Raw genomic sequence first — 22,250 nt, 5'->3', positions numbered from 1 at the left:
AAATAAACTACCAAATAAAGTTTTTAAAAACTACTATTACTTTTTAACATTTTAATAATATAGTTAAGTACTTAATTTTTAATAGCTTATTAATAATCTTTAAAAAAGCATTGTTAATTACTGTTGATAACCGTGAATATGAGTATTTTTGTGGTAGACAACTAAATTAAAATCAACAAATTATGACAATTGCTATCGGAAACGACCATGCAGGTACCGAGTATAAATTTGAAATTATAAAACTTTTAGAGAAACTAGGACATAAAGTTATTAATTTTGGTACAAATGATACTAATAGTATGGATTACCCTGATGCTATACACCCAACTGCTGAGGCGGTAGAAACTGAACAAGCTGATATGGGAATTATTTTATGTGGAAGTGGTAATGGAGCTCAAATGACTGCTAATAAACATCAAGGTATACGTGCTGCTTTATGCTGGAATAATGAATTAGTAACATTAACACGTCAACATAATAATGCTAATATTTTAACGATTCCTGCACGTTTTGTATCACTACAACAAGCTTTAGGTTTTGTAGAAATTTTTTTAAATACAGAATTTGAAGGAGGAAGACATGCTGATAGAGTACATAAAATAGCGTGTGGTTGCTAATAATTTATTAAAAATGTTTTTTTTAATCAAAAAATTTACAGAATTAACAACTTCTGAACTATATGAAATACTTCAATTACGTTCTGAAATTTTTGTTGTAGAACAAAATTGTGTATATCAAGATATTGATGGAAAAGATCAAAATGCATTACATGTTTTAGGTATTAAAAATAAAAAAATTATAGCTTATACACGTATATTTAATAGTGGATTGTATTTTAAAACGCCTAGTATTGGGAGGGTAGTTGTAAATAAAAATGAGCGTAAATATGGCTATGGTCATAGTTTATTGAAAACCTCAATACAAGCTATAATTGATAATTATAATACTAATGAAATTACAATTTCAGCACAAGTTTATCTAAAAAAATTCTACGAATCTCACGGGTTTCTTAAAGTTGGAGAAGGTTATATAGAGGATGGAATACCACATATTAAGATGAAAAAAGAATAACCTCTTATTAATTAATATTTTAGATAAGTAATAATTAAAAATAATAAAATTTACTAGATAGAAGATAATTTTATTTAGTAAATTTTATGATACTCTATTAAATTATTAATTGGTTTTTCTATAATATTTGTAATTTTAATGTTGTTTTTAGTTGCAACTTCTTCTAACATATCTTTAAAATAAAAAGCAATAGAACCTATAAAATAAATAGGTGTTTCTTTGTTTTTATTGTAAGCTAAAACATGAAAATTAAAGAACTTTTTAAAGCCTTTTTTTACTAATTTTTTTATGTAAGGAGTATCTTTATATAAAAACATAAACTTAGCAAATGAAGCTAAATACCTATTTGGATTGTCATTTTTATAAAGGTTATGTTTTATGAAATCAGGACTTAGGTTAAAATTTTCTTTAAAATCAATTGCTATTTCAATAGGCATTTTTTTGTAAAAAAAATCTCTTAATAATTTTTTTCCAAAGTAATTACCACTTGCTTCATCCATTATAGAATATCCAAGAGCAGGAGAAATGTATTCTATATATTTTCCATTAAAATAACAACTGTTAGAGCCTGTACCTAATATACAAACTATTGATTTTTTTTGTTTTGCAGATGCATAAACTGCACCTAAAATATCTTCTTCTACATTAATTGATATTGCAGTTGCAAAAAAGCGAAGTAAAATATTTTTTAAAATATTTTTAGGGGTTTCTGTACCACAACCAGCACCATAAAAGTATATTTTTTTAATATTTTTTTGATACTTTTTTAATTCCTCACAATTTTCAATTCTAGTAAGCAATTCTTGATTAGTAACCACATTTGGATTTAAACCTAATGTTTGTGTTCTAAAAATTTCTTTTTTATTATTATCTAAAGCAACCCAGTCTACCTTTGTAGATCCACCATCAGCAATCAATATCATTGTGTAATTTTTTTAATATAAATATAAGTACATTTTATACTTAAAAATGTATAAAAATTAAGAAATCAAAAGTAATTTATAAAAATTTAGTATTGTACAGGTAGGCTAATAGTTTTATTATATAACTAAATTAATCCTTTTTTTTAGTCATTTTATACAATAAATAACCAAAACCAACCACAAAATGAAGTATGATAATGGCAGCTATTATGTAAATAAAAGTATTTGAATTATCTCTCATAATGTAAAAGTACCTAAAATAAATAACAGATAAAGTAACTTATGTTACAGTAACGTATCAGTTTCTTTTACTTCACCCGATTTCATATCATTTAAATGAATATTACCAATACGAACTCTAACTAAACGTAGTGTAGGAAAGCCCACAGCAGCTGTCATTTTACGAACTTGTCTAAATTTTCCTTCTGTAATAATAATACTAACCCAGCTTGTAGGTCCGTGGCGCTCATCTCTAATTTTTTGAGATCTATTAGTAAAATTTGGAGTATTTATTATGTTAGCCTTTCCTGGTAATGTTATATATTTTTTACCATCAAAACCAATTTCAACTCCTTTTTTTAATTTTTCAATAGCATCTTGAGTTATAAGACCATCAACCTGAACATAATATTCTTTTTCTACTTTTTTACTGCGTACTTCTGCACTTACTTTACCATCAGTAGTTAAAAATAAAAGTCCTTCGGATGCAAAATCTAAACGCCCAATAGCCATTGTTTTTTCAGGAAAATCAAACAATTCTCCCAACATTTTCTTTTTTCTTTTAGTCTCATTTGTAATAAATTGAGAAAGAAATCCATAAGGTTTATGAATAATAAAATGACGATGTTCCATAACTAATTTATAAGGCACTTATTATTACAGAAAACAAGTCTTTTCCTGTACTTATTCTGCTATTTTTTATTGAGTTTTCAGAGTCTTTTTCTAAAGGATATTGCGTTATAGGTTCAATACAAACCATATTTTTAACAGGAGTCCATAACATAAAATTATCAAAATTTTTGGTGCTAATTTTTACATCAGTACCTTGTTTTTTTATCAAATTAATTTCATTTGTATTTAAAACTTTATAAGCTGTCGAACCTACATTTAAAATTTCCGATAAGCTAATTTCTTTATTTTTTGTTTTTATAATTTCATCAGCAAAACCAGACAATTTAAAACTCGGGTGATAAACTAACATATAAGGCATTTTTTTATCACTAATAATTTCAAAATCTATTTTTATAGCTGATTTTTCAAGCGAAATAATTTTTCTAAAGATAAAATCATAAGTCCAAAATAATTTTTCTTGTGTAGATTTTTCAGGAAACTTACTGTTTTTTATCAGCGTATTTTTTTTATATTTTTTTTCGAAAACTGCGGAAGTTTTATCACTAGAAATAAGTTGATAATTAAGTTCTCTTAATAAACCATGTTGATCTTGTTTAGCAATTCCATTTGGTGTATCAATATTAAAATTATTTAATTTTGTAGGCCCTATAATAGGAAACATTTCCATATCCGAAGCGTTCCATCCAGGAGCTTTTTTAGAATGTATTATTTCATTATTATTAACAATAAAACTAATAAGCTCACCATTACATATAGTTACTGAACTATGATTATTTTTTAAAAGAATAAAGGCACTCATTTTTAATAAAATTAAGAAAAACAATATTACAAAATGTAGCATAAAAAAGATGTAAAATAAAAGTAGTTTTTCATAACTTAGCCACTCTTATTTTTAATATAATTAGCACGATTTATGGCAGCAGATAAAGAAAAAGAAGCGAAATTAAAAGCCCTTCAACTTACCTTAGATAAGTTAGATAAAACTTACGGAAAAGGAGCAGTTATGAAGTTAGGAGATAGTCAAGTAGAAGATGTTGAAGCAATTTCATCAGGATCTTTAGGATTGGATTTAGCTTTAGGAGTAGGTGGGTATCCTCGTGGAAGAGTTATTGAAATTTATGGACCCGAATCATCAGGTAAAACAACCTTAACATTACACGCCATTGCTGAAGCTCAAAAAGCAGGAGGAATCGCTGCTTTTATTGATGCAGAACATGCTTTTGATCGTTTTTACGCAGAAAGTTTAGGAATTGATACTGATAATTTAATTATTTCTCAACCAGATCATGGAGAACAAGCATTAGAAATTGCAGATAATTTAATTCGTTCAGGAGCAGTAGATATTGTAGTAATTGATTCTGTAGCAGCATTAACCCCAAAATCAGAAATTGAAGGTGAAATGGGAGATTCTAAAATGGGATTACACGCCCGTTTAATGTCTCAAGCATTACGTAAATTAACAGGTACAATTAGTAAAACAAAATGTACGGTTATTTTTATTAACCAATTACGTGAAAAAATTGGTGTAATGTTCGGTAACCCAGAAACAACAACTGGAGGTAATGCCTTAAAATTTTATGCTTCTGTTCGTTTAGATATTCGTCGTAGAACACAAATTAAAGATGGCGATAAAGTTATTGGAAACAGTACTAAAGTGAAAATTGTAAAAAATAAAGTAGCACCACCATTTCAAATTGCAGAATTTGATATTATGTATGGTAAAGGAATTTCTAAGGTAGGTGAGATTTTAGATATTGGTGTAGAATATGGAATTATTAAAAAAAGTGGATCATGGTTTAGTTATGGAGATACTAAATTAGGTCAAGGTAGAGATGCAGTGAAAAGTTTAATTCAAGATAACCCTGAATTAGCAGAAGAACTAGAGTCTAAAATAAAAGTTGCTATTGAAAATCAAGAATAAATTTTTTTAATAGTAAAAATAAAAACCTGTTGTAATATTTTACAACAGGTTTTTATTTTTAGTAGCTATTTCCCGCTTTCCGCACTCGCTTTTTTTGTTTGAAAAAAACAAAAAAGAGCTCAAACAATTGCTTCAATCGGGGCTAAAAAAAAATTAAATAACAAGATTAAACACCAGTACTTCCAAAACCACCAGTACCACGTTCAGTATCATTTAATTTATTAACTTCTTGCCAATTAATACGTTCATGTTTAGCTATAACTAATTGAGCAATACGTTCACCATCATTTATAACAAAATTATCATTAGATAAGTTAACTAAAATAACGCCAATTTCACCACGATAATCCGCATCAATAGTACCAGGTGCATTTAAAACCGTAACCCCATTTTTAGCAGCTAAACCACTTCTAGGTCTTACTTGTGCTTCAAAACCAACAGGTAATGCTATAAATAATCCTGTTTTTATAATAGCTCTTTCTAAAGGTTTTAAGGTAATAGCTTCTGTAATATTAGCTCTTAAATCCATTCCTGCTGCTCCATTAGTTTCATATGCAGGTGTTTGATGTTTCGATTTATTTATTATTTGTACGTTCATGCGATTCATTTTTTCATTTTTCAAATATAATACCCTTAAGGTTTAGATAGTAGAATATAGTTTTATTAATTTTGTACAACAAACAAACTACGAATATGAATAATCAAAGTAAAATAGCGGTTTTAGGTGGAGGGAGTTGGGCTACTGCCATTATAAAAATGTTATCTGAAAACCTTGAAACTATTGGTTGGTATATGCGAAGTATATATGCTATTGAACATATAAAACATAATAAACATAACCCTAATTATTTAAGTTCAGCTGAATTACATCCCGAACAATTAGATTTGTCTGATGATATGAATTACATCATTGAAAATTACGATATATTAATTTTTGCTATTCCATCAGCTTTTGTAAATACAGAGCTTCAAAAATTAACAGCTTCATTAACAGATAAAATTATTTTTTCTGCAATAAAAGGTATAGTACCCGAATCAGGATTAATTGTAGGTGAGCATTTTCATCAAACATTTAACATACCTTATGAAAATATAGGTGTAATTACTGGGCCTTGCCATGCTGAAGAAGTAGCTATGGAACGTTTATCATATTTAACACTAGCTTGTTTAGATCAAGAAAAAGCAGCCCTTTTAAGTAAATTTATTTCAGGTCGTTATATCAAAACAAAAATTTCAGATGATATTATTGGCACTGAATATGCAGCTATGTTAAAAAATATTTATGCTATTGCAGCAGGTATTGCACATGGTTTAGGATATGGTGATAATTTTCAAGCAGTATTAATGAGTAATGGTATACGAGAAATGAAACGTTTTATAAAAAAGATACATAAAATGAAACGTAATATCAATGATTCTGCATATTTAGGTGATTTATTAGTTACGGGATATTCAACTTTTAGTAGAAATAGAATGTTTGGTAATATGATTGGCAAAGGATATACGGTAAAATCTGCTATGTTAGAAATGAGTATGGTAGCTGAAGGTTATTATGCAACGAAAAGTGCTTACGAGATTAATAAAAAAAATGGTGCTAAAACACCAATAATTAACGCAGTTTATAATATTTTATATAATAAGAAAGAAGCAAAAGATGAGTTTTTAAAACTAACTAATAAGTTAGATTAGTATTAAAAAAGTGTAATTTTATTTTTAAAAAATATACTAATAGTTTTATTTTTTATATTTTTGTTTAAAATTAAACAAAAATGAAAACGATTCAAGAAGCTGTAGAAATTACCATTAGAAAAACTCCTTTTATTGAAGAAGCTTTAAATGAAAAGTTAATAAACGTATCCTCTTTAGCTAGAGTTATACTTCCTGAAGTATCTAAGTTACTTAAAAAGGATGTAAAAGTAGGTGCAGTAATGATGGCTATTAATAGGTTATCACCAGCAAATGAATTAAGAGTACGTAAAAATATTAAAAAATTAGCGCTTGATTTAGGAGATGTTATTGTTCGGTCTGATTTATGTGATTTTACCTTTAAAAATACCACTTCTTTATTAAAAGAAATAGCTAAAATGCTAAGTAAATCAGCTGATAGTAATGATTATTTTTTAACCGTTTCTCAAGGAATTTTTGAAACTAATATTGTTATCAGTAAAAATTTAAAAACTTTTGTAGAAGATATTTTTAAAAAAGAAAGCTTAATTCATAATGTAAATGATTTAGCATCTATAACTATCAAACTTCCAAAAGGTAACCTAGAACAGTCAGGAATATATTATTTTATATTAAAGCAATTTGCATGGGCAAATATTACAATACAAGAAATAATATCAACCACTAATGAAATGACGATTGTTGTAAAAGAAGAAGATGTAAATGAAACTTTTGCTATTTTAATGGATTTAAAATTAAATTAATAAAATGGCAAAAAAAGATCCATATGCTTCGTTAAGAATTAAAGAGTTTAACATATTTCTATTAGTTCGTTTTACTTTAGTATTTGGTTGGTCTATGCAATTTATTATTATAGAATGGCAAGTATATAGTATTACTAAAAATCCTTTATCATTAGGTATAATAGGTTTAATGGAAGTAATTCCTGCAGTTTCTATGGCATTATTTGCAGGTCATATTGTAGATCAGAAAGAAAAAAGAAATTTACTAGCACTTTGTATAGGTATTTTTTCATTAATAAGTTTAGGTTTATTTTTTTTAACCCTACCTAGTTTTGTTAAAGGGTGGCAATCAAATACTGTTTTATACGCTATTTATGCTTTAGTATTTTTTGGCGGATTATTGCGTTCCTTTTTTGGACCCACCATATTTTCATTAATAGCTTTAATAGTTCCTAAAAAATTATATCCAAATGCAGCTACTTGGAGTAGTTCTACTTGGCAAATGGCTTCAGTATTAGGACCTGCTTTTGCAGGGTTTACTATTTCATGGATTGGTGTTCATTGGTCGCTTTGTATTGTTTTTAGCTTAGTTATATTTTCATTTTTAATGGTTTTTTTTATTGATAGAAAACCAATTTTAAATCCAAAAATAGGCGAGCCAATAATGAAGAGTTTAAAAGAAGGAGTTCGTTTTGTATATAAAACAAAAGCTATTTTAGGAGCTATTACTTTAGATATGATTTCAGTATTATTTGGAGGTGCAGTAGCTTTATTACCTATTTATGCTCAAGATATACTAAAAGTAGGACCTGAAGGTTTTGGAGCTTTACGCGCTGCCCCTGCAATAGGAGCTTTTTTAACCATGTTAGTAACAGCTTACATACCAATTAGTAGAAATGCAGGAATGAAGCTTTTGATGGCTATTTTTGGCTTTGGTATTTGTATTATCGTATTCGGGGTATCATCAATTTTTTGGGTATCAATTGTTGCTTTGTTTTTTAGTGGTGTTACCGATGGTGTTTCAATGGTAATTCGTCAAACTATTTTACAACTAAAAACACCTGACCATATGAGGGGTAGGGTAGCTTCTGTAAATTCTATGTTTGTAGGTTCTTCTAATGAATTAGGAGCTTTTGAAAGTGGTGTTACTGCAAAATTAATGGGTACTGTTACGGCAGTAGTTTTTGGAGGAACTATGACTTTAATTACCGTTATAACTACTGGAATAATAAATCCGACATTAAGAAAATTAGATTTAACTAATGATTTAGAAGCACACGAAAAGTTAGATTAAAAAATATGCTTATTTACTAAATAAGCATATTTTTTGAAAATTGAGTAAGAGTTTATAAGAGTATAATTTTTGTATTAAGCAAAATTTACCGTCATTTTTATTTTACTATCTAATTCTTGCTGGTGTTTATTAAACTCTAAGTCAGACCAGTTAAAGTAGTCACAAAATTCTTGTAATACTTCTTTTTTATACATAATTACACTTTTTTTATCAAAAAATAAGCGTCCAGTTCTACGCATAAAAAAGTCAGTAGGTGTACAAGTCATTTCATATTGAATGGTAAACCAAATTTCAGCCTTTAATAAACGAAGTTCTATATTATTTTCTTCAATTTTATTAAATTTATCTAATATAATATTAGTTTGTTTTCCATAGTTATATGTTAAATATTCGGCTTCTTTTTTGGTAAACATATAGTTTTTTAAATACTCATATACTTCTGATATATATATGTTTACTGATTTATAATTTTCAAAAGGACCGCCAGTTAATATAATATTTTCTGTTTGTATGGTATCAAATTCTATATCAAATTGATGTGCTATTTTTTTAGTAACCAAATCAACCACACGTTCTGCCATTTTACGGTAGCCTGTTAATTTACCACCTGCAATAGAAATTAATTCTGTATCAGAAATAAAAATTTCATCTTTACGAGAAAGCTCAGAAGCTGATTTTCCTTCTTCATGAATTAACGGGCGCAAACCTGCCCATGAAGATTCAATATCATCAATAGTTAAGTTAATATCAGGAAACATATTATTAACAGCAGCTATTAAATAAGTAGCGTCTACAATACTTATTGTTACGTTATTTTTATCTTCTTGAAAATTAGTATCGGTAGTTCCAAAATAAGTTACTTTTCCACGCGGAATAGCAAACATCATACGACCGTCAGGTATATCAAAATATACTGATTGTTTTACAGGAAACTTTTCATGAGCAACCACTAAGTGAACGCCTTTTGTTAAATGAAGTCTTTTACCAATTTTAGAGTGATTAATTTGTCGTAATTCATCTACCCATGGTCCTGCAGCATTTACAACATATTTAGCCTTAATTTTATAATTTTCATTAGTAAAACCATCGGTAACTTTAGCACCTACTACACAATTATTTTCATAAATAAACTCGTTAGCTTTTGTATAATTAAGTAATTGAGCATTGTATTGCCTTGCTGTTTTTAGTATTTCAATAGTTAAACGAGCATCATCTGTACGATATTCAGCATAATAACCAGCACCTCTTAAAATAGTTTCAGGTAATAAAGGTTCTTTATCAAGGGCTTCTTGTTTATCTAACATTTTACGTTTATCATCTCCTTCAACAGATGCTAAAATATCGTATATTTTTAGACCTATAGATGTTAGCCAAGCGCCGTAAGTTCCTCCATCGATTAAAGGAAGAATCATTTTTTCAGGTATTACTAAATGAGGTGCTATTTTATGTACTATTGCACGTTCGGTACCCACTTCTTTAACCAACCAAAAATCAAATTGCTTTAAATAACGTAAACCACCATGTATTAATTTTGTAGATTTACTTGAAGTACCAGAAGCAAAATCATTTTTTTCAATTAAAGCTACTTTCATACCTCTAGACGCAGCATCTAAAGCAATACCAGCACCAGTAATTCCACCACCTATAATTAAAATATCAAATTCAGTTTCCTGTAATTTTTTTAGGGTGTCTTTTCGTTTGAAAAAAGAAAAATTATTCATAGTTGATTTTTTTTATCAAAAATAAGAATAAAATGAGCTATTATATTAGTGTTCTAATTAATTTAATTAAAACAAAAAAAGGAAAATTTGAAGTTTTAGTATTTATTTTATTATTAGTACAGTACAAGGTTTTTATAAGATAATACCTTATAATACTTTAGTATAAGAAATTTTAATTTTAAGGAAGTTTTTTACAAAACCATTAAATTACAGCCTCGTATGTCTGAATTATCAAAACGACCTATAATTTCAAAGCTATTATCAGTATATACTTTTCCTAAATCTTGCGTAGCAATAAATGAACATGAGTTGTAGTTTGCTAAGTCTATAATATTAATACCGCCTGATTTTTCTTTTGGTAAAATAGTTAAAGCATCTTCAGTATCTCTAGTAAAAAAACGCATCCAAGGAGGACAGTTAAAAACACCATTTCCTTTAGAGTATCCTTGACTTAATAATTCAGTCATACCATATTCTGAATGAATTTTAGCAACCCCAAAACCGTTTTTTAAAATTTCATGAAGTTCATTTCTAATTAATTCTTTTCTGCGTCCTTTCATACCACCAGTTTCCATAATAATGGTGTTTTGAAGTTTAAATTGTTTTTTTTCAATTAAATCTAATAAAGCAAATGAAACTCCTATAAGTAAGGTTTTTTGCCCTTTTTTATCTAATTCAATTAATTTACAAGCTAATTCATCAAGGTTATTTAAATAAAAGCCACTTGCATAATGGTTTGACTTTTTAATTAAATCATTTACCATATAAACTAATGATGATCCTTTTCTTTCTAAATAATTAGGTAATAAAGCCAATACTACATATTCTGCTATATTTCCGTAGAAATAATCAAATCCTTTTAAATAACTTGTTTCATACCATTTTAAATCGGTTACAAAATGCTTACTAGTACTAGTACCTGTAGTACCTGAACTAGAAAAAATTTCTTGGACTTTATTAGTATTAGAAAGTATTTCTTTTGATTTAAAAAATTCAATAGGTAAAAAAGGAATCTTTTCAACTGAAGTGACATCACTTGGATGAATATATAGTAAATCACAAAACGATCTATAAACCTTATTATTTTTAAACTGATGGTTAAAAATTTTTATAGCTATTTGGTTAAATTGCTTTTCTGATTGTATATTAAAAACTTGTTGTATCATAAATTTTTACAAAAATAGCGGTTACTATAATATAGTTATACTTTTTTTGTAAAAATTTATGATGTTTTTTTAGAGAAAATAGTGAATATATTATCATATTTAGGTTCAAAAAGAAAATCAAAAACAATTTTAGATATTTTTTTATCTTTCTGAGATTCTTTAGTCGTTTGTATATTCTTTGTAGTTATAACTTGTTGTGTTACTTTTTCATTTATAAGCTCTACACCTAGTGTTTTTTGATATTCTTGTTGTCCTATTTCTAAAATAGACGCAACTTTAGCGTCTATTTTAAAAGTAGATAAATTTAATGGTTTATAAGGCATTATTTAATTGTGCTTTATATTTATTAAGTAATGTTTTTGTAATTGCTATATTAGCTTTACTAGAGTCAATAGCTAAATAAATAAAATATCCTCCTGTAGGAGCAATATTAATTATATGAATTTGATCTGTTAGGGTAATTGTAATATCCTTAATTTCTTCTTTCAAACCTAAAGCGCTTATAGCTTTTAATTTAGCATTTACAACTTCTAAGTTATATGCTGAAGCTAATTCTACATTAAAATCAGGTTTTACTGAATTAGCTATTAAAGCTTCACCTGATTCCATTTCTGTTACACTTAAAGCTATATAACCAGGAATGTTTTTACTTACATTTGCTACTAAATCATTTAAAATATCAGTCATAGGGTGTTTTTTATTTGTTATTAATTGAGTTTATTTTTTTTCTATTCCAGCCTTTTTTAAAGAAAGACTAATTAAACTTCTATTCATAGCTCCTTCTGATAAGACACACAATATGTGATCTTCGTCACATTTTTTTATATAAAAATCTTGGTGTTCAGTTTTTATAATTATTTCTGTGAGAGGTTCTATTTCTAAAACATCCTTAAAAAAATTATCTATTATATTAACTACTACTTTAGTAACTGCTGAAAAATTTTCAGGATTCTCGTAAGTAATTTTACTGTAAGTTTCTACAACTCTTCCTTCTTTATCAAAAAGGAATATTGCTTTAGATTTTGTACTTTCATACAACTCTTTTAAATTCATGAAATTTTTATATTTAAATCTAAAAAAATAGTTTAGGAAAAAGGTTATTGTGCACAATAATATAATAAATATTGTAAAAAAACAACTGTTAGGGTATGGTTTGTTTGTTGGTTTTTTGTTTTTTTAAAACAAAATAACAGTACTCTTGTAGTTTATACAAATGTAAAATTTATTTGTAATTTCGTAAATCAATTTAAACAACTTAAATTTAAAAGCAAAATGACAGATTTCGGAATCAAAGAAGCTTTAGTTCAATTAGGAGTAAAAGATATAAATGATGGAACTTCTACAGGTTCTGTAAATTTTTCTAATGGAGAAGTTATTGAAAGTTATTCACCTGTTGATGGTAAATTAATAGGAAAAGTAAAAGCTACTACAAGAGAAGATTACGAGAAGGTAATGGACACGGCAACAAAGGCTTTTAAGTTTTTTAGAAATATGCCAGCTCCACAAAGAGGAGAAATTGTTCGCCAGTTTGGTAATAAATTAAGAGATTTAAAAGAGCCATTAGGTAAGTTAGTTTCTTACGAAATGGGTAAATCTTTACAAGAAGGGTACGGAGAGGTTCAAGAAATGATTGATATTTGTGATTTTGCTGTAGGATTATCACGTCAGTTAAACGGACAAACAATTCCTTCTGAACGTCCAGGACATGTAATGAGAGAGCAATGGCACCCAATAGGTGTAGTTGGTATAATATCAGCATTTAATTTTCCTGTAGCTGTTTGGGCTTGGAACACTGCTTTAGCATGGATTTGTGGTGATGTTTGTGTTTGGAAAGGTTCTGAAAAAGCACCTTTATGTTCAATTGCTTGTCAAAATATTATAGCAGATGTTTTAAAAGAAAATAACTTACCAGAAGGAATTTCTTCTATTATTAATGGTGATTATAAAGTAGGTGAAATGATGACTACCGATACTCGTATTCCTTTAGTTTCAGCTACCGGGTCTACAAGAATGGGACGTATTGTTGGAGCAACAGTTGCGCAGCGTTTTGGTAAATCATTATTAGAATTAGGAGGAAATAACGCTATTATTATTACTCCAACTGCCGACTTAAAAGTAGTAGTTCCTGGTGCTGTATTTGGTGCTGTTGGTACTTGCGGACAACGTTGCACATCTACACGTAGATTAATTATTCACGAATCAGTATATGATAAAGTAAGAGATGCTATTGTTGGTGCTTACGGGCAATTAACCATTGGTAATCCTTTAGATGAAAAAAATCATATAGGACCATTAATTGACAAGGATTCAGTAAATACTTATTTAGCAGCTATTGAAAAAGCAAAAGCTGAAGGTGGAAACGTATTAGTTGAAGGTGGTGTTTTAGAAGGTGAAGGTTACGAAAGTGGTTGTTATGTTAAACCAACAATTATTGAAGCTGAAAATCATTTTGAAATTGTACAGCATGAAACTTTTGCTCCTATTTTGTATTTAATGAAATATTCAGGTGAAGTAGAAAATGCTATTGAAAAACAAAACGGTGTAGCGCAAGGACTATCATCAGCAATAATGACTAATGAATTGAAAGAAGCTGAAAAGTTTTTATCATATGCTGGTTCTGACTGTGGTATTGCAAACGTAAATATTGGTACCTCTGGAGCAGAAATTGGAGGTGCTTTTGGTGGTGAAAAAGAAACTGGTGGTGGACGTGAATCTGGTTCTGATGCTTGGAAAGTATATATGAGACGTCAAACAAACACTATTAATTATTCTGATGAATTACCTTTAGCGCAAGGAATTAAATTTGATTTATAGAAAAATGTACCTCTTTTAAGAAGAACATAAACAAATAAAAAAAGTCATATCGAAAGATGTGACTTTTTTTACGAACCAGTTTTAAAAAGTTAACAATTTAATAATGTTATAGTAAATTTTATTTAATCAATTTTTATTCGTATTTTATTGAAAAAATAAATATGAACAAGAAAGTAATTTATTTATTAGGTATTTTTATTACAATAATTTTAGGAACTTTTTTTTATTGGCAATTTTGTTGTTGCAAACAAAAAACTAATAAAATAAAGGAGCTACCTCAAAAAAATGTAACTATTATTGAAAAAGAATCTGCGCTGTCTTTTGGTATTAGTAATACAGATGGTAGCTTGGGTATTCCTTTGAATAATGCGTTAAAATTTAAAAAGTCAAGTATAAATTTTTCGATTGCTGCTTCTGATGAATTAGACACTAAAATAAACCAATTAAAAAATTTATTAATAAAAGATAATGAAAAAGGACTGGCTATAAAAGGATATTATATGAGTGATGAAGTAAATAATTCTGCTTTTCCAAACATAGGATTAGCTAGAGCAATTTCATTTAAAAATTACGTAGCTCAAAGAGGTATTCCTACAAAAGTGATAGATATAGAAGGAGAATTGAATGATAATATGGTAGTTGACACTAATAATATTATAAAAAACCCTTTAAAAATAAGTGTAGGAAAGTCTAAAGACTATTCTAAATTAATTAATTCAATTATTAAAGAAATAGAGTCTAACCCATTATTACTAAATTTTAATAGCGGACAAACAAGTTTAAACTTTACACCTAATCAACGTAGAAAAATAGTAAATATTTCTACTTATTTAGATAAGGTAAATAATGCATCTTGTTTAATAACAGGTCATACTGATAATATAGGAACTGCTAATAGAAACTTAATGATAGGTAAACAAAGAGCTGAATTTATAAAAGCATATTTAACAAGAAGTGGCATATTAAAAAATAGAATTAATACTATTTCTAAAGGAGAGACTGAACCAATAGAAAGTAACACTACTAAAGAGGGTAGAGCCAAAAACAGAAGATCAATTGTAACTATTAACTAAAAAGAAAAAATTATGAATTTATTAGCAATACATATAACATGTTGGTTAATTCCATTATTAGTTGGATTAATTTGTGCCTTATTAGGGTATTTATTAGGAAGACTTTTTAGAAAACAAAACAATAATGAAGAAATACTTGTTTTAAAAAATAAAATAAATAAACTTCAGGTTGATTTAAAAGCTTGTAATGATGATAAATTACAGTTAAAATCTGCAGAAGCCCAAAATTTAAACACTGTTTCTTCTTTTACAAATGTAAAAACATCAGAAAAAGAAGTTGCTTTAATCTCTTTTAATGCTTTACTAGCAAAAGAAATTTTTGGTAAAAAGGTTAAGGAAAACGACTTAAAAATAGTAGAAGGAATTGGACCTAAAATAGAAAGCTTATTTCATATTTTTGGAATTAAAACCTGGAAAGATTTATCAGAAACTTCTGTAGAAAAATGTCAAGAAGTATTAAAAAGTGGAGGAGACCGTTATAAAATGCACAAACCTGCAACTTGGCCTAAACAAGCCAAATTAGCTTATGAGGGTAAATGGAAAGAATTATTGAAATGGCAAGATGAATTAGATGGAGGAAAACAATAACTTTAGTTAGTTATTAAAACAGAAAAACCCCATTTTATATGGGGTTTTTTAATGAGTACTATTAAAATAGTTTCATATATTAAACAGCTAAAAATTTTTCTATTAAATTATTTTTTTGAGTTGTTTTAGGTACTTTAAAATTGAAATATTCATGTAAAGGAATTTCAAAACCTTTGTAATTTAAGTAATTATTTAAGGCGGTATTTAATCCTTGGCTATATAAATGATGCTCAGCGCCTGTAGGATCTTCATGATATAAATCATTTTCAGCAAATCCTTTAAATTTAGGTCCTGTAATGTTAATTTGAAATTCATTAGGGTTTTTACCAACAGGACTATGACTAGTACAGGAAAACATATGCCAAAAAGCAGATTGAATACAATTGTTTTGAAATAATTGACGAACAACCTCTAATGAATCAATTGTTTCTTGTGCAGTTTCTGTAGGAAAACCAAACATTAAATAAGCATGTACCATAATGTTTTGATTAGCAAAAGCTTTGGTAACTCTAGCTACTTGACCAATATCAACTCCCTTTTTCATTTTCGCTAAAAGCCTATCTGAAGCAACTTCTAAACCACCAGTAACAGCAATACATCCAGATTTAGATAAAAGTGTACAAAGGGCTGGGGTAAATGTTTTTTCGAACCGAATATTGGTCCACCAAGTAATATAAATTTTTCTTTCAAGTAGCTTATTAGCCAAAGCTCTTAGCATTTTAGGCGGTGCAGCTTCATCAACAAAATGAAAACCTGTAATACCTGTTTCTGATATTATTTTTTCAATTTTATTTACCAAATCATCGGCTGTAGTATTTTGATAGTTTCCTATATAATCTAAAGTAACATCACAAAAAGAACATTGTTTCCAGTAGCATCCGTGAGATATGGTAAGCTTATTCCATTTACCATCAGACCACATTCTGTGCATCGGGTTCATAACATCTAAAAAAGATAAATATTTATTTGTAGGAAGTCCTAAATAGCTTGGCGCAGGTAAATTTTTATGATGAAATATGGTATTAGGTATTTTGTTGGCGTAAATAACGGTGTTGTTTTTGCATATGTATGTTCTTTCTAAAGAATTTTCGTTTATTTTACCATCTAAAAATTCAGTAATTTTTAATAAAGGGCCTTCGCCATCATCTAAGGTAATAAAGTCTATAAAATTAAAAATTCGTGGATCGGTTAAGCGTCTTAATTCGGTATTACAATAACCACCTCCCATAGCTGTTTTAATGTTTGGATATTTGATTTTTATATACTGAGCACACCGTAAAGCTGAAAATAAATTACCCGGAAAAGGAATGGTAAAACATATTAAATTATAGTTTGCTTCTTTTATTTTTTCCTCTAATATATACAGCATTTCATCTTCTATCAAAGTAGTTTCATATTGTAAAAACTCATTAATAGTATCAAAACTAGAAGCTGATCTACCCAATTGTTCAGCGTAACGTGTAAAAGAAAAAAATTCATCAACATTTGCATTTATAAAATCACCTAACTCTTCAATAAATAACGTAGCAATGTGTTTGGCTTTATCTAAAATACCTAATTTACCAAACTCTATACTTAAATCTTTATTTAATTTAATACGTCTATGTCCGTGAGGTAAAAAATCTTTATGCACTATTTGATAAGCTGCTGTAACCTCTTGTAAGCGTAAATAATTCATTACCGAATCTACTTTATCAATATAATCTACCTTTTGTTTTAATACTAAAGGAAAATTATTATTGCCAAGCATTTCAGCCTGTTTAAAAATAGCATCAATAAATTCTTTGGTAAATACAGCGGTAAACAGCTCTATACTTAAATCCATTTGTGTAGCATTTACATTTTTAGATTCTAAAAAACCTTTAATGTAAGCTGTTGCTGGATAAGCAGTGTTTAATTGTGTAAAAGGAGGTGTTATTAAAAGTGTATTGATGGCCATAAAATATAAATAAAGTACAAAGATACTTCTTAACACAGTAGTTTTATATGATTTACTAAAACTATTAGAGTGTTAATGAGGTAGTGTGTATTATATTATTTTTAACATTTTTAATAAAAAAGTGTAATAAAAAATCTTTTTGATACTCTAAAGGGTATATAATAAATATTGTTATAATGAGATGTTTAGTAATTTGATTAATAATTTTTGTTTCCAAAAATTAAAATTATAAAATATTTTATAATAAAAGTCTAAATGGGTTTATTAATATGGTTAAGTAGTTTTTAATTATGGAAAATAAAGAGCAAAATTTTAAACAAGTTTATGAAGCGTTAAAAGATAAAATATATAGACTTTGTTTAGGTTTTATGGGAAACAAAACTGATGCAGATGATTTATTTCAAGAGGTGTTAATTAAGGTATGGAAAAATATAGAAAACTTTAGAACAGAGAGTAATATAAATACCTGGGTTTATAAAATTACAGTTAATACTGCATTATTTACAATTAATAGAAAAAAGAAGTTAAATAAGAAAATTACAGATTTTAAAGCAATAGAAAATTCAGCAGAAATTAATAATGTAGATACACGGGTTAATGAGCAAAAAATTAAAAGGCTTTATGAGGCTATATCTACATTAAAAGAAATAGATAGAATAATAATAGGTTTGCTTTTGGAAGAATGTAGTTATGCTCAAATATCAAATATTACAGGCATTAGTATTTCAAATGTAGGTGTACGTATTTGTAGAATAAAAAAAACACTTAATAAAACACTTAAATAATAATGGAAAAAGAAATAAAAAATTGGCAAAATTTATGGAAAGAGAAAAAATCAGTTTCAATAGATATTAACATGTTTATAAAAAAAGTTAATAGTATAGAAAAAAAAGGAAAATTAGAAAGAATTATTTTACTTATTGGTTTTCCATTAACAATAATTATTTTGACAATAATACTTCCGTTTTTTTCTAACATTTATAGTTTAATGGCTATTCTTTTAATTGGTTTAGGTATAGTAATATTATTAATTCAAGTATATAAAAGTAGGTTTTATGTATTAAATGAAAACATGCTTAATAGTCAAAAATATATTACATTTCTTATTATTAAATTAAAAAAAAGAATGCTAATTACTTCAAGGTATATGTGGGTTTACACCTTTTTATTAATTTTAGGTTTAAATGTAGGTTACATTTATATTTTAAATATGTTTAATATATCTTTAATATTAAAGGGTATTGTTCATATAGTGTTATCAAGTATAATATTCTTTTTTATGTATTACGGAATAGAAAAAAAGAAAAAGAAAAACAGGAAAGAAATATTACCATTAATTGAGTTTCTAGAAAAACTTCATATTAACTCTTAAGTTATATAGCTTAAGAGTTAATATTTATAAACAAAACTATTCTACAATATTAAAACTCTTTAATTATATCTAACTTTTCGTATTACCCGCATGGCTTTTTTATATTTTATGTAGGTGGTTTTATTTTCTAAATTTTTAATATAATTTTTAGCTTTTTTAAGTTGTTCAGGAGCGTCTAAAAACCCGTTCAAATAACAAATTAAATAGGAGGTAGGTAGTTTATAAATATTTTTATGTTCGGTAATAGATAGTGGTTTATTTTGAGTTATTTTTATAATAATACTATTGTTGCTATCGTATATATGTTTAAGTATGGTACTGTTATAAAGAGGCGCTTTAAATAAAAATTCGGTAATAATATCGTGTTTTCCATTGTCTTTAAAATGGATAATTGTTTTTTCTAACGGATATCGTTTTTTACTTTTATCAATACCTAACATAATATATTCGGTAATAATAAAAGATTGCTCGTTGTAGCTTATTTGAACATCATCTAAGGCTGAAAAAAATAAACGAACCTGTTCATTTATTAATTCAATATCAACACGAGTATAAAAAATATTGTTATTAATTACCTTTTTTATTCCTGCCCAGCAAAGTACAAATTGTTCGTTAAATACTTTGTATTGAGGATTGTATTTGGGTTTATGATTTTTTATAAAATCACAAACCCCATCTAATGTAAGCTGTATATTGTTACTGGCATTTTTTTCAATAGCAGCAACAATATTAGTATTTAGGTTATTTGTTTTGTAATTATTTTCAAAAGGAACAGAATTACTACCTCTGCGATAAAAAACAGTTCCTTTACTATATTTCCAAACGTTTTTAAGCAGTGAAGTAGTTAGGTTATTAGGGTATATAGTTACCAATCCAATAACTTTATGTCGGGGTAAACGAGGAAAAGCAACATTTTCATATTCAATTTTTGGAGGGTTATTTAAATAAGCATTTACCAAGTTTTGAATTTTACTATCATCATAAAAGTCAACTCCTATAATTTTATTTTCTTCATCTTCAACCCCAATTACAATGTATGAATTGTTGTGGGGGTTTGAGTTAGATAAAGCACAAATATGTTTTATAAATTTTGCCTTTCCTTCTTTTGAGTTTAAAGATAATTGTTCCTTTTTATCATAAAAACTATTTTCATCATTATGAGAAAGAAGGTTTTTAATTAAAAGGCGTTTGTTAATCACAGTTTACAGTTTTTTATTGATAATACTAGCATTAGCTTGTGCTGTAGGGTACACTACTAAATCTTCAATATTTACATGATAAGGCCTGCTAATAACAAAGTAAATAATGTCAGCAATATCTTCAGGTTGTAAGGCTTTATACCCTTGGTAAACTGTTTTGGCTTTATGGGTATCTCCTTTAAAACGAACTTCTGAAAACGCTGTTTCTACAAGCCCTGGGTGAATAGCGGAAACCCTAATATTATGTTTGTTTAAATCAATTCGCATTCCTTTATTCAATGCGTTTACAGCAAATTTAGAAGCACAATATACATTTCCGTTTGGATATACTTCTTTACCGGCAATAGAGCCAATATTTAAAATGAATCCGTTATTTCTACTTACCATTTGAGGAATTATAGCTTTTGATACATATAATAATCCTTTTACGTTTCCATCAATCATCGCATCCCAGTCATCAATATTTCCTTCTTGAATACTGCTTAACCCATGAGCATTTCCAGCATTATTAATAAGAATATCAATTTGTTTAAATTCATCAGGCAAACTATTAATAGCTTTTTGTACCTCTTCTTTATAACGAACATCAAACTGTAAGGTGTGTACTTTTGTAAAAGCAGTAAGTTTATGTTGTAATTTTTTTAGTTTTTCGGTACGTCTTCCACAAATAATAAGGTTTATATTATTTTTAGCAAATAGTATAGCTGTTGCTTCACCAATACCAGAGGTAGCTCCTGTAATTAAAGCTGTTTGTTGCATGTTTTTTGTTTTTTATAAAGATAAAATATTTTATGTAAAGCTAACATTATAAAATATAAAAACCGCCCTATTGCTAGAGCGGTTTGCTTTAGTTGGCTACTACTCCAACTAAAAATCAACTAACCAAACTTTTTTTAATATTGTTTATCAACAGTTTTACGTTGTATTTTAGTACGTTTTCTATTGTTATTTCTTACGGTTTTTTTTATGGTATTTTTATCTTTACTTTTTAAAAGCTGTATAAATCCGCTACCAGAAAAAGTATATGTTGTTTTAGAACTTGTATGAAATAGTGTAATTGTTTCATCATTTATAACGCTTAATTCAAATTTTTCAGTATCACCACCATCATAATTAAGTGTTAAAAACTTTAAATTACTATTACCTGTAATATTTGTTATCTCATACCCTCCAACAAAATTCCATTCTATGTTATCAATGTTTGTACCAAAATAATCATGTGACGAATAAAATGTAACATTGTTTTGAGGGGTAAACTGTAAAAAATGTTCATTATCAAATGGGTTTTCATAACCACCAGTTTTATCTGTTTGTTCCCACGCTATATATTCTTGTAAAAAATACTCAATATTGTCGTTAAATAATTTATTGTAGTCAAAATTACTTCTTTGATACCCTATTAAATAATAGCTTACATTTTCATTTAAATCATCAATTCTAATTTCATTATTTGCCAATTGAATTACTTCAAAATTATGATAACCATCAATATCATGATTTGTTTTTAAAACGGTTCTGTTTGTATTGTAGTTACCTACTAAAATACCCAAACCATTTCCTGTTTTTCCAATATCAACAATATTATTATTAGCATACATATTTCCGTTTAAAAATGAAATAGTAAAAGCTCTTGATAAAAAAGGTACATCACCTATACCTTCAGTTCTATGATAATCTACATACCATAAATCATAACTAGCTATATATTGATGTAATGATAAATTAGTGTCATCAAAATCACTAATTAATTCATTTTCAACCACACAAGAAGTAAGCGTTATGCTTGTTATTATAAATAAAAATAGTAGTTTTAAACGTTTCATGTGCGGTAATTTATGGTTACATAAAGTATAATTCAAATTACGTGCCAAAACAGTAGACTAGTAATAGTATTTATATGGTATAAAAA

The 22,250-nt window shown here is 27.4% G+C and carries 24 protein-coding genes; 11 read left to right on the top strand and 13 right to left on the bottom strand.

The annotated features are described in order from the left end of the window. The first annotated feature begins 182 nt into the window (after window positions 1-182). Window positions 183-617 (top strand): ribose 5-phosphate isomerase B, encoded by a 435-nt coding sequence (gene rpiB, locus ACN5J4_RS06960; RefSeq protein WP_418649290.1) that lies wholly within the window; start codon window positions 183-185, stop codon window positions 615-617. Between the two features lie 13 nt (window positions 618-630). After that, window positions 631-1,071 carry a GNAT family N-acetyltransferase gene (locus ACN5J4_RS06955; protein ID WP_418649289.1) on the top strand — a complete coding sequence of 147 codons (441 nt, stop codon included), beginning with the start codon at window positions 631-633 and terminating at the stop codon, window positions 1,069-1,071. Between the two features lie 74 nt (window positions 1,072-1,145). Here ACN5J4_RS06955 and ACN5J4_RS06950 read toward each other — a convergent pair whose 3' ends face one another. The 3 genes from ACN5J4_RS06950 to ACN5J4_RS06940 form a co-directional block, all read right to left on the bottom strand. Then, entirely contained in the window at window positions 1,146-1,994 is an 849-nt protein-coding gene (locus tag ACN5J4_RS06950; RefSeq protein WP_418649288.1) for an N-acetylglucosamine kinase, read from the bottom strand. Between the two features lie 285 nt (window positions 1,995-2,279). Beyond that, window positions 2,280-2,846 (bottom strand): pseudouridine synthase, encoded by a 567-nt coding sequence (locus tag ACN5J4_RS06945; RefSeq protein ID WP_418649287.1) that lies wholly within the window; start codon window positions 2,844-2,846, stop codon window positions 2,280-2,282. A 7-nt stretch (window positions 2,847-2,853) separates the two neighbouring features. Continuing rightward, the gene (locus ACN5J4_RS06940; protein ID WP_418649286.1) at window positions 2,854-3,645 is read right to left on the bottom strand and encodes an aldose 1-epimerase; all 792 of its coding nucleotides are present in this window, start codon (window positions 3,643-3,645) and stop codon (window positions 2,854-2,856) included. A gap of 114 nt (window positions 3,646-3,759) precedes the next feature. Between ACN5J4_RS06940 and recA the strand changes: the two genes are divergently transcribed. Beyond that, entirely contained in the window at window positions 3,760-4,767 is a 1,008-nt protein-coding gene (recA, locus tag ACN5J4_RS06935; protein WP_418649285.1) for a recombinase RecA, read from the top strand. 166 nt (window positions 4,768-4,933) lie between these two features. Here the strand turns inward: recA and dut are convergent, their stop codons facing one another. Next, window positions 4,934-5,365, bottom strand: coding sequence for a dUTP diphosphatase (dut, locus tag ACN5J4_RS06930; RefSeq protein ID WP_418649284.1), 432 nt, complete (start codon window positions 5,363-5,365; stop codon window positions 4,934-4,936). 95 nt (window positions 5,366-5,460) lie between these two features. Between dut and ACN5J4_RS06925 the strand changes: the two genes are divergently transcribed. The 3 genes from ACN5J4_RS06925 to ACN5J4_RS06915 all read left to right on the top strand — a co-directional run bounded on the left by ACN5J4_RS06925 (window position 5,461) and on the right by ACN5J4_RS06915 (window position 8,469). Then, complete coding sequence (locus ACN5J4_RS06925) at window positions 5,461-6,456, top strand: NAD(P)H-dependent glycerol-3-phosphate dehydrogenase (RefSeq protein ID WP_418649283.1); 996 nt, start codon at window positions 5,461-5,463, stop codon at window positions 6,454-6,456. A gap of 80 nt (window positions 6,457-6,536) precedes the next feature. After that, window positions 6,537-7,196 (top strand): hypothetical protein, encoded by a 660-nt coding sequence (locus tag ACN5J4_RS06920; RefSeq protein ID WP_418649282.1) that lies wholly within the window; start codon window positions 6,537-6,539, stop codon window positions 7,194-7,196. 4 nt (window positions 7,197-7,200) lie between these two features. Further along, on the top strand, window positions 7,201-8,469 hold the full coding sequence (locus ACN5J4_RS06915) for an MFS transporter (protein ID WP_418649281.1): 1,269 nt from the start codon (window positions 7,201-7,203) through the stop codon (window positions 8,467-8,469). A gap of 74 nt (window positions 8,470-8,543) precedes the next feature. Here the strand turns inward: ACN5J4_RS06915 and ACN5J4_RS06910 are convergent, their stop codons facing one another. The 5 genes from ACN5J4_RS06910 to ACN5J4_RS06890 all read right to left on the bottom strand — a co-directional run bounded on the left by ACN5J4_RS06910 (window position 8,544) and on the right by ACN5J4_RS06890 (window position 12,409). Then, window positions 8,544-10,190 (bottom strand): glycerol-3-phosphate dehydrogenase/oxidase, encoded by a 1,647-nt coding sequence (locus ACN5J4_RS06910; RefSeq protein WP_418649280.1) that lies wholly within the window; start codon window positions 10,188-10,190, stop codon window positions 8,544-8,546. Between the two features lie 191 nt (window positions 10,191-10,381). Then, window positions 10,382-11,356, bottom strand: coding sequence for an acyl transferase (locus ACN5J4_RS06905; protein ID WP_418649279.1), 975 nt, complete (start codon window positions 11,354-11,356; stop codon window positions 10,382-10,384). Window positions 11,357-11,412: 56 nt separating this feature from the next. Next, the gene (locus tag ACN5J4_RS06900; protein ID WP_418649278.1) at window positions 11,413-11,679 is read right to left on the bottom strand and encodes a hypothetical protein; all 267 of its coding nucleotides are present in this window, start codon (window positions 11,677-11,679) and stop codon (window positions 11,413-11,415) included. Beyond that, window positions 11,669-12,043: a hypothetical protein gene (locus tag ACN5J4_RS06895; RefSeq protein ID WP_418649277.1), complete on the bottom strand. Its 375-nt coding sequence runs from the start codon at window positions 12,041-12,043 to the stop codon at window positions 11,669-11,671. The genes ACN5J4_RS06900 and ACN5J4_RS06895 overlap by 11 nt, the downstream gene beginning before the upstream one ends. Before the next feature lie 30 nt (window positions 12,044-12,073). Beyond that, window positions 12,074-12,409 (bottom strand): roadblock/LC7 domain-containing protein, encoded by a 336-nt coding sequence (locus ACN5J4_RS06890; RefSeq protein WP_418649276.1) that lies wholly within the window; start codon window positions 12,407-12,409, stop codon window positions 12,074-12,076. A gap of 219 nt (window positions 12,410-12,628) precedes the next feature. On the opposite strand from ACN5J4_RS06890, the gene ACN5J4_RS06885 reads away from it, so the two are divergent. The 3 genes from ACN5J4_RS06885 (at window position 12,629) to ACN5J4_RS06875 (ending at window position 15,831) form a co-directional block, all read left to right on the top strand. After that, window positions 12,629-14,170 carry an aldehyde dehydrogenase family protein gene (locus ACN5J4_RS06885; protein ID WP_418649275.1) on the top strand — a complete coding sequence of 514 codons (1,542 nt, stop codon included), beginning with the start codon at window positions 12,629-12,631 and terminating at the stop codon, window positions 14,168-14,170. Window positions 14,171-14,331: 161 nt separating this feature from the next. After that, complete coding sequence (locus ACN5J4_RS06880; RefSeq protein ID WP_418649274.1) at window positions 14,332-15,243, top strand: OmpA family protein; 912 nt, start codon at window positions 14,332-14,334, stop codon at window positions 15,241-15,243. A 12-nt stretch (window positions 15,244-15,255) separates the two neighbouring features. Beyond that, a complete protein-coding gene (locus tag ACN5J4_RS06875) occupies window positions 15,256-15,831 on the top strand; it encodes a hypothetical protein (protein WP_418649273.1) in 576 nt (191 codons plus the stop codon). Between the two features lie 79 nt (window positions 15,832-15,910). Here ACN5J4_RS06875 and ACN5J4_RS06870 read toward each other — a convergent pair whose 3' ends face one another. Continuing rightward, complete coding sequence (locus ACN5J4_RS06870) at window positions 15,911-17,770, bottom strand: B12-binding domain-containing radical SAM protein (protein WP_418649272.1); 1,860 nt, start codon at window positions 17,768-17,770, stop codon at window positions 15,911-15,913. Window positions 17,771-18,060: 290 nt separating this feature from the next. On the opposite strand from ACN5J4_RS06870, the gene ACN5J4_RS06865 reads away from it, so the two are divergent. Further along, a complete protein-coding gene (locus ACN5J4_RS06865; RefSeq protein ID WP_418649271.1) occupies window positions 18,061-18,555 on the top strand; it encodes an RNA polymerase sigma factor in 495 nt (164 codons plus the stop codon). Between the two features lie 2 nt (window positions 18,556-18,557). Further along, window positions 18,558-19,142 carry a hypothetical protein gene (locus ACN5J4_RS06860; RefSeq protein WP_418649270.1) on the top strand — a complete coding sequence of 195 codons (585 nt, stop codon included), beginning with the start codon at window positions 18,558-18,560 and terminating at the stop codon, window positions 19,140-19,142. Window positions 19,143-19,201: 59 nt separating this feature from the next. Here the strand turns inward: ACN5J4_RS06860 and ACN5J4_RS06855 are convergent, their stop codons facing one another. From ACN5J4_RS06855 to ACN5J4_RS06845, 3 genes are all read right to left on the bottom strand, one after another. Continuing rightward, window positions 19,202-20,341 carry an ATP-binding protein gene (locus ACN5J4_RS06855; protein WP_418649269.1) on the bottom strand — a complete coding sequence of 380 codons (1,140 nt, stop codon included), beginning with the start codon at window positions 20,339-20,341 and terminating at the stop codon, window positions 19,202-19,204. Between the two features lie 3 nt (window positions 20,342-20,344). Beyond that, window positions 20,345-21,100 carry an SDR family NAD(P)-dependent oxidoreductase gene (locus ACN5J4_RS06850; RefSeq protein WP_418649268.1) on the bottom strand — a complete coding sequence of 252 codons (756 nt, stop codon included), beginning with the start codon at window positions 21,098-21,100 and terminating at the stop codon, window positions 20,345-20,347. Between the two features lie 134 nt (window positions 21,101-21,234). Further along, entirely contained in the window at window positions 21,235-22,164 is a 930-nt protein-coding gene (locus ACN5J4_RS06845) for a hypothetical protein (protein ID WP_418649267.1), read from the bottom strand. Window positions 22,165-22,250: the final 86 nt, after the last annotated feature.

The organism is Tenacibaculum aestuariivivum (assembly GCF_964507685.1).
In the GTDB taxonomy this organism is placed as follows: Bacteria; Bacteroidota; Bacteroidia; order Flavobacteriales; family Flavobacteriaceae; genus Polaribacter; species Polaribacter aestuariivivum.
Note: the sequence above shows the minus strand (reverse complement) of the source record. Positions and strands in the feature narration are given on the sequence as shown.

Coding starts and splice junctions, on each gene's coding strand:
- rpiB (WP_418649290.1), top strand. CDS start 183: ATGACAATTGCTATCGGAAACGACCATGCAGGTACCGAGTATAAATTT.
- ACN5J4_RS06955 (WP_418649289.1), top strand. CDS start 631: ATGTTTTTTTTAATCAAAAAATTTACAGAATTAACAACTTCTGAACTA.
- ACN5J4_RS06950 (WP_418649288.1), bottom strand. CDS start 1,994: ATGATATTGATTGCTGATGGTGGATCTACAAAGGTAGACTGGGTTGCT.
- ACN5J4_RS06945 (WP_418649287.1), bottom strand. CDS start 2,846: ATGGAACATCGTCATTTTATTATTCATAAACCTTATGGATTTCTTTCT.
- ACN5J4_RS06940 (WP_418649286.1), bottom strand. CDS start 3,645: ATGAGTGCCTTTATTCTTTTAAAAAATAATCATAGTTCAGTAACTATA.
- recA (WP_418649285.1), top strand. CDS start 3,760: ATGGCAGCAGATAAAGAAAAAGAAGCGAAATTAAAAGCCCTTCAACTT.
- dut (WP_418649284.1), bottom strand. CDS start 5,365: ATGAACGTACAAATAATAAATAAATCGAAACATCAAACACCTGCATAT.
- ACN5J4_RS06925 (WP_418649283.1), top strand. CDS start 5,461: ATGAATAATCAAAGTAAAATAGCGGTTTTAGGTGGAGGGAGTTGGGCT.
- ACN5J4_RS06920 (WP_418649282.1), top strand. CDS start 6,537: ATGAAAACGATTCAAGAAGCTGTAGAAATTACCATTAGAAAAACTCCT.
- ACN5J4_RS06915 (WP_418649281.1), top strand. CDS start 7,201: ATGGCAAAAAAAGATCCATATGCTTCGTTAAGAATTAAAGAGTTTAAC.
- ACN5J4_RS06910 (WP_418649280.1), bottom strand. CDS start 10,190: ATGAATAATTTTTCTTTTTTCAAACGAAAAGACACCCTAAAAAAATTA.
- ACN5J4_RS06905 (WP_418649279.1), bottom strand. CDS start 11,356: ATGATACAACAAGTTTTTAATATACAATCAGAAAAGCAATTTAACCAA.
- ACN5J4_RS06900 (WP_418649278.1), bottom strand. CDS start 11,679: ATGCCTTATAAACCATTAAATTTATCTACTTTTAAAATAGACGCTAAA.
- ACN5J4_RS06895 (WP_418649277.1), bottom strand. CDS start 12,043: ATGACTGATATTTTAAATGATTTAGTAGCAAATGTAAGTAAAAACATT.
- ACN5J4_RS06890 (WP_418649276.1), bottom strand. CDS start 12,409: ATGAATTTAAAAGAGTTGTATGAAAGTACAAAATCTAAAGCAATATTC.
- ACN5J4_RS06885 (WP_418649275.1), top strand. CDS start 12,629: ATGACAGATTTCGGAATCAAAGAAGCTTTAGTTCAATTAGGAGTAAAA.
- ACN5J4_RS06880 (WP_418649274.1), top strand. CDS start 14,332: ATGAACAAGAAAGTAATTTATTTATTAGGTATTTTTATTACAATAATT.
- ACN5J4_RS06875 (WP_418649273.1), top strand. CDS start 15,256: ATGAATTTATTAGCAATACATATAACATGTTGGTTAATTCCATTATTA.
- ACN5J4_RS06870 (WP_418649272.1), bottom strand. CDS start 17,770: ATGGCCATCAATACACTTTTAATAACACCTCCTTTTACACAATTAAAC.
- ACN5J4_RS06865 (WP_418649271.1), top strand. CDS start 18,061: ATGGAAAATAAAGAGCAAAATTTTAAACAAGTTTATGAAGCGTTAAAA.
- ACN5J4_RS06860 (WP_418649270.1), top strand. CDS start 18,558: ATGGAAAAAGAAATAAAAAATTGGCAAAATTTATGGAAAGAGAAAAAA.
- ACN5J4_RS06850 (WP_418649268.1), bottom strand. CDS start 21,100: ATGCAACAAACAGCTTTAATTACAGGAGCTACCTCTGGTATTGGTGAA.
- ACN5J4_RS06845 (WP_418649267.1), bottom strand. CDS start 22,164: ATGAAACGTTTAAAACTACTATTTTTATTTATAATAACAAGCATAACG.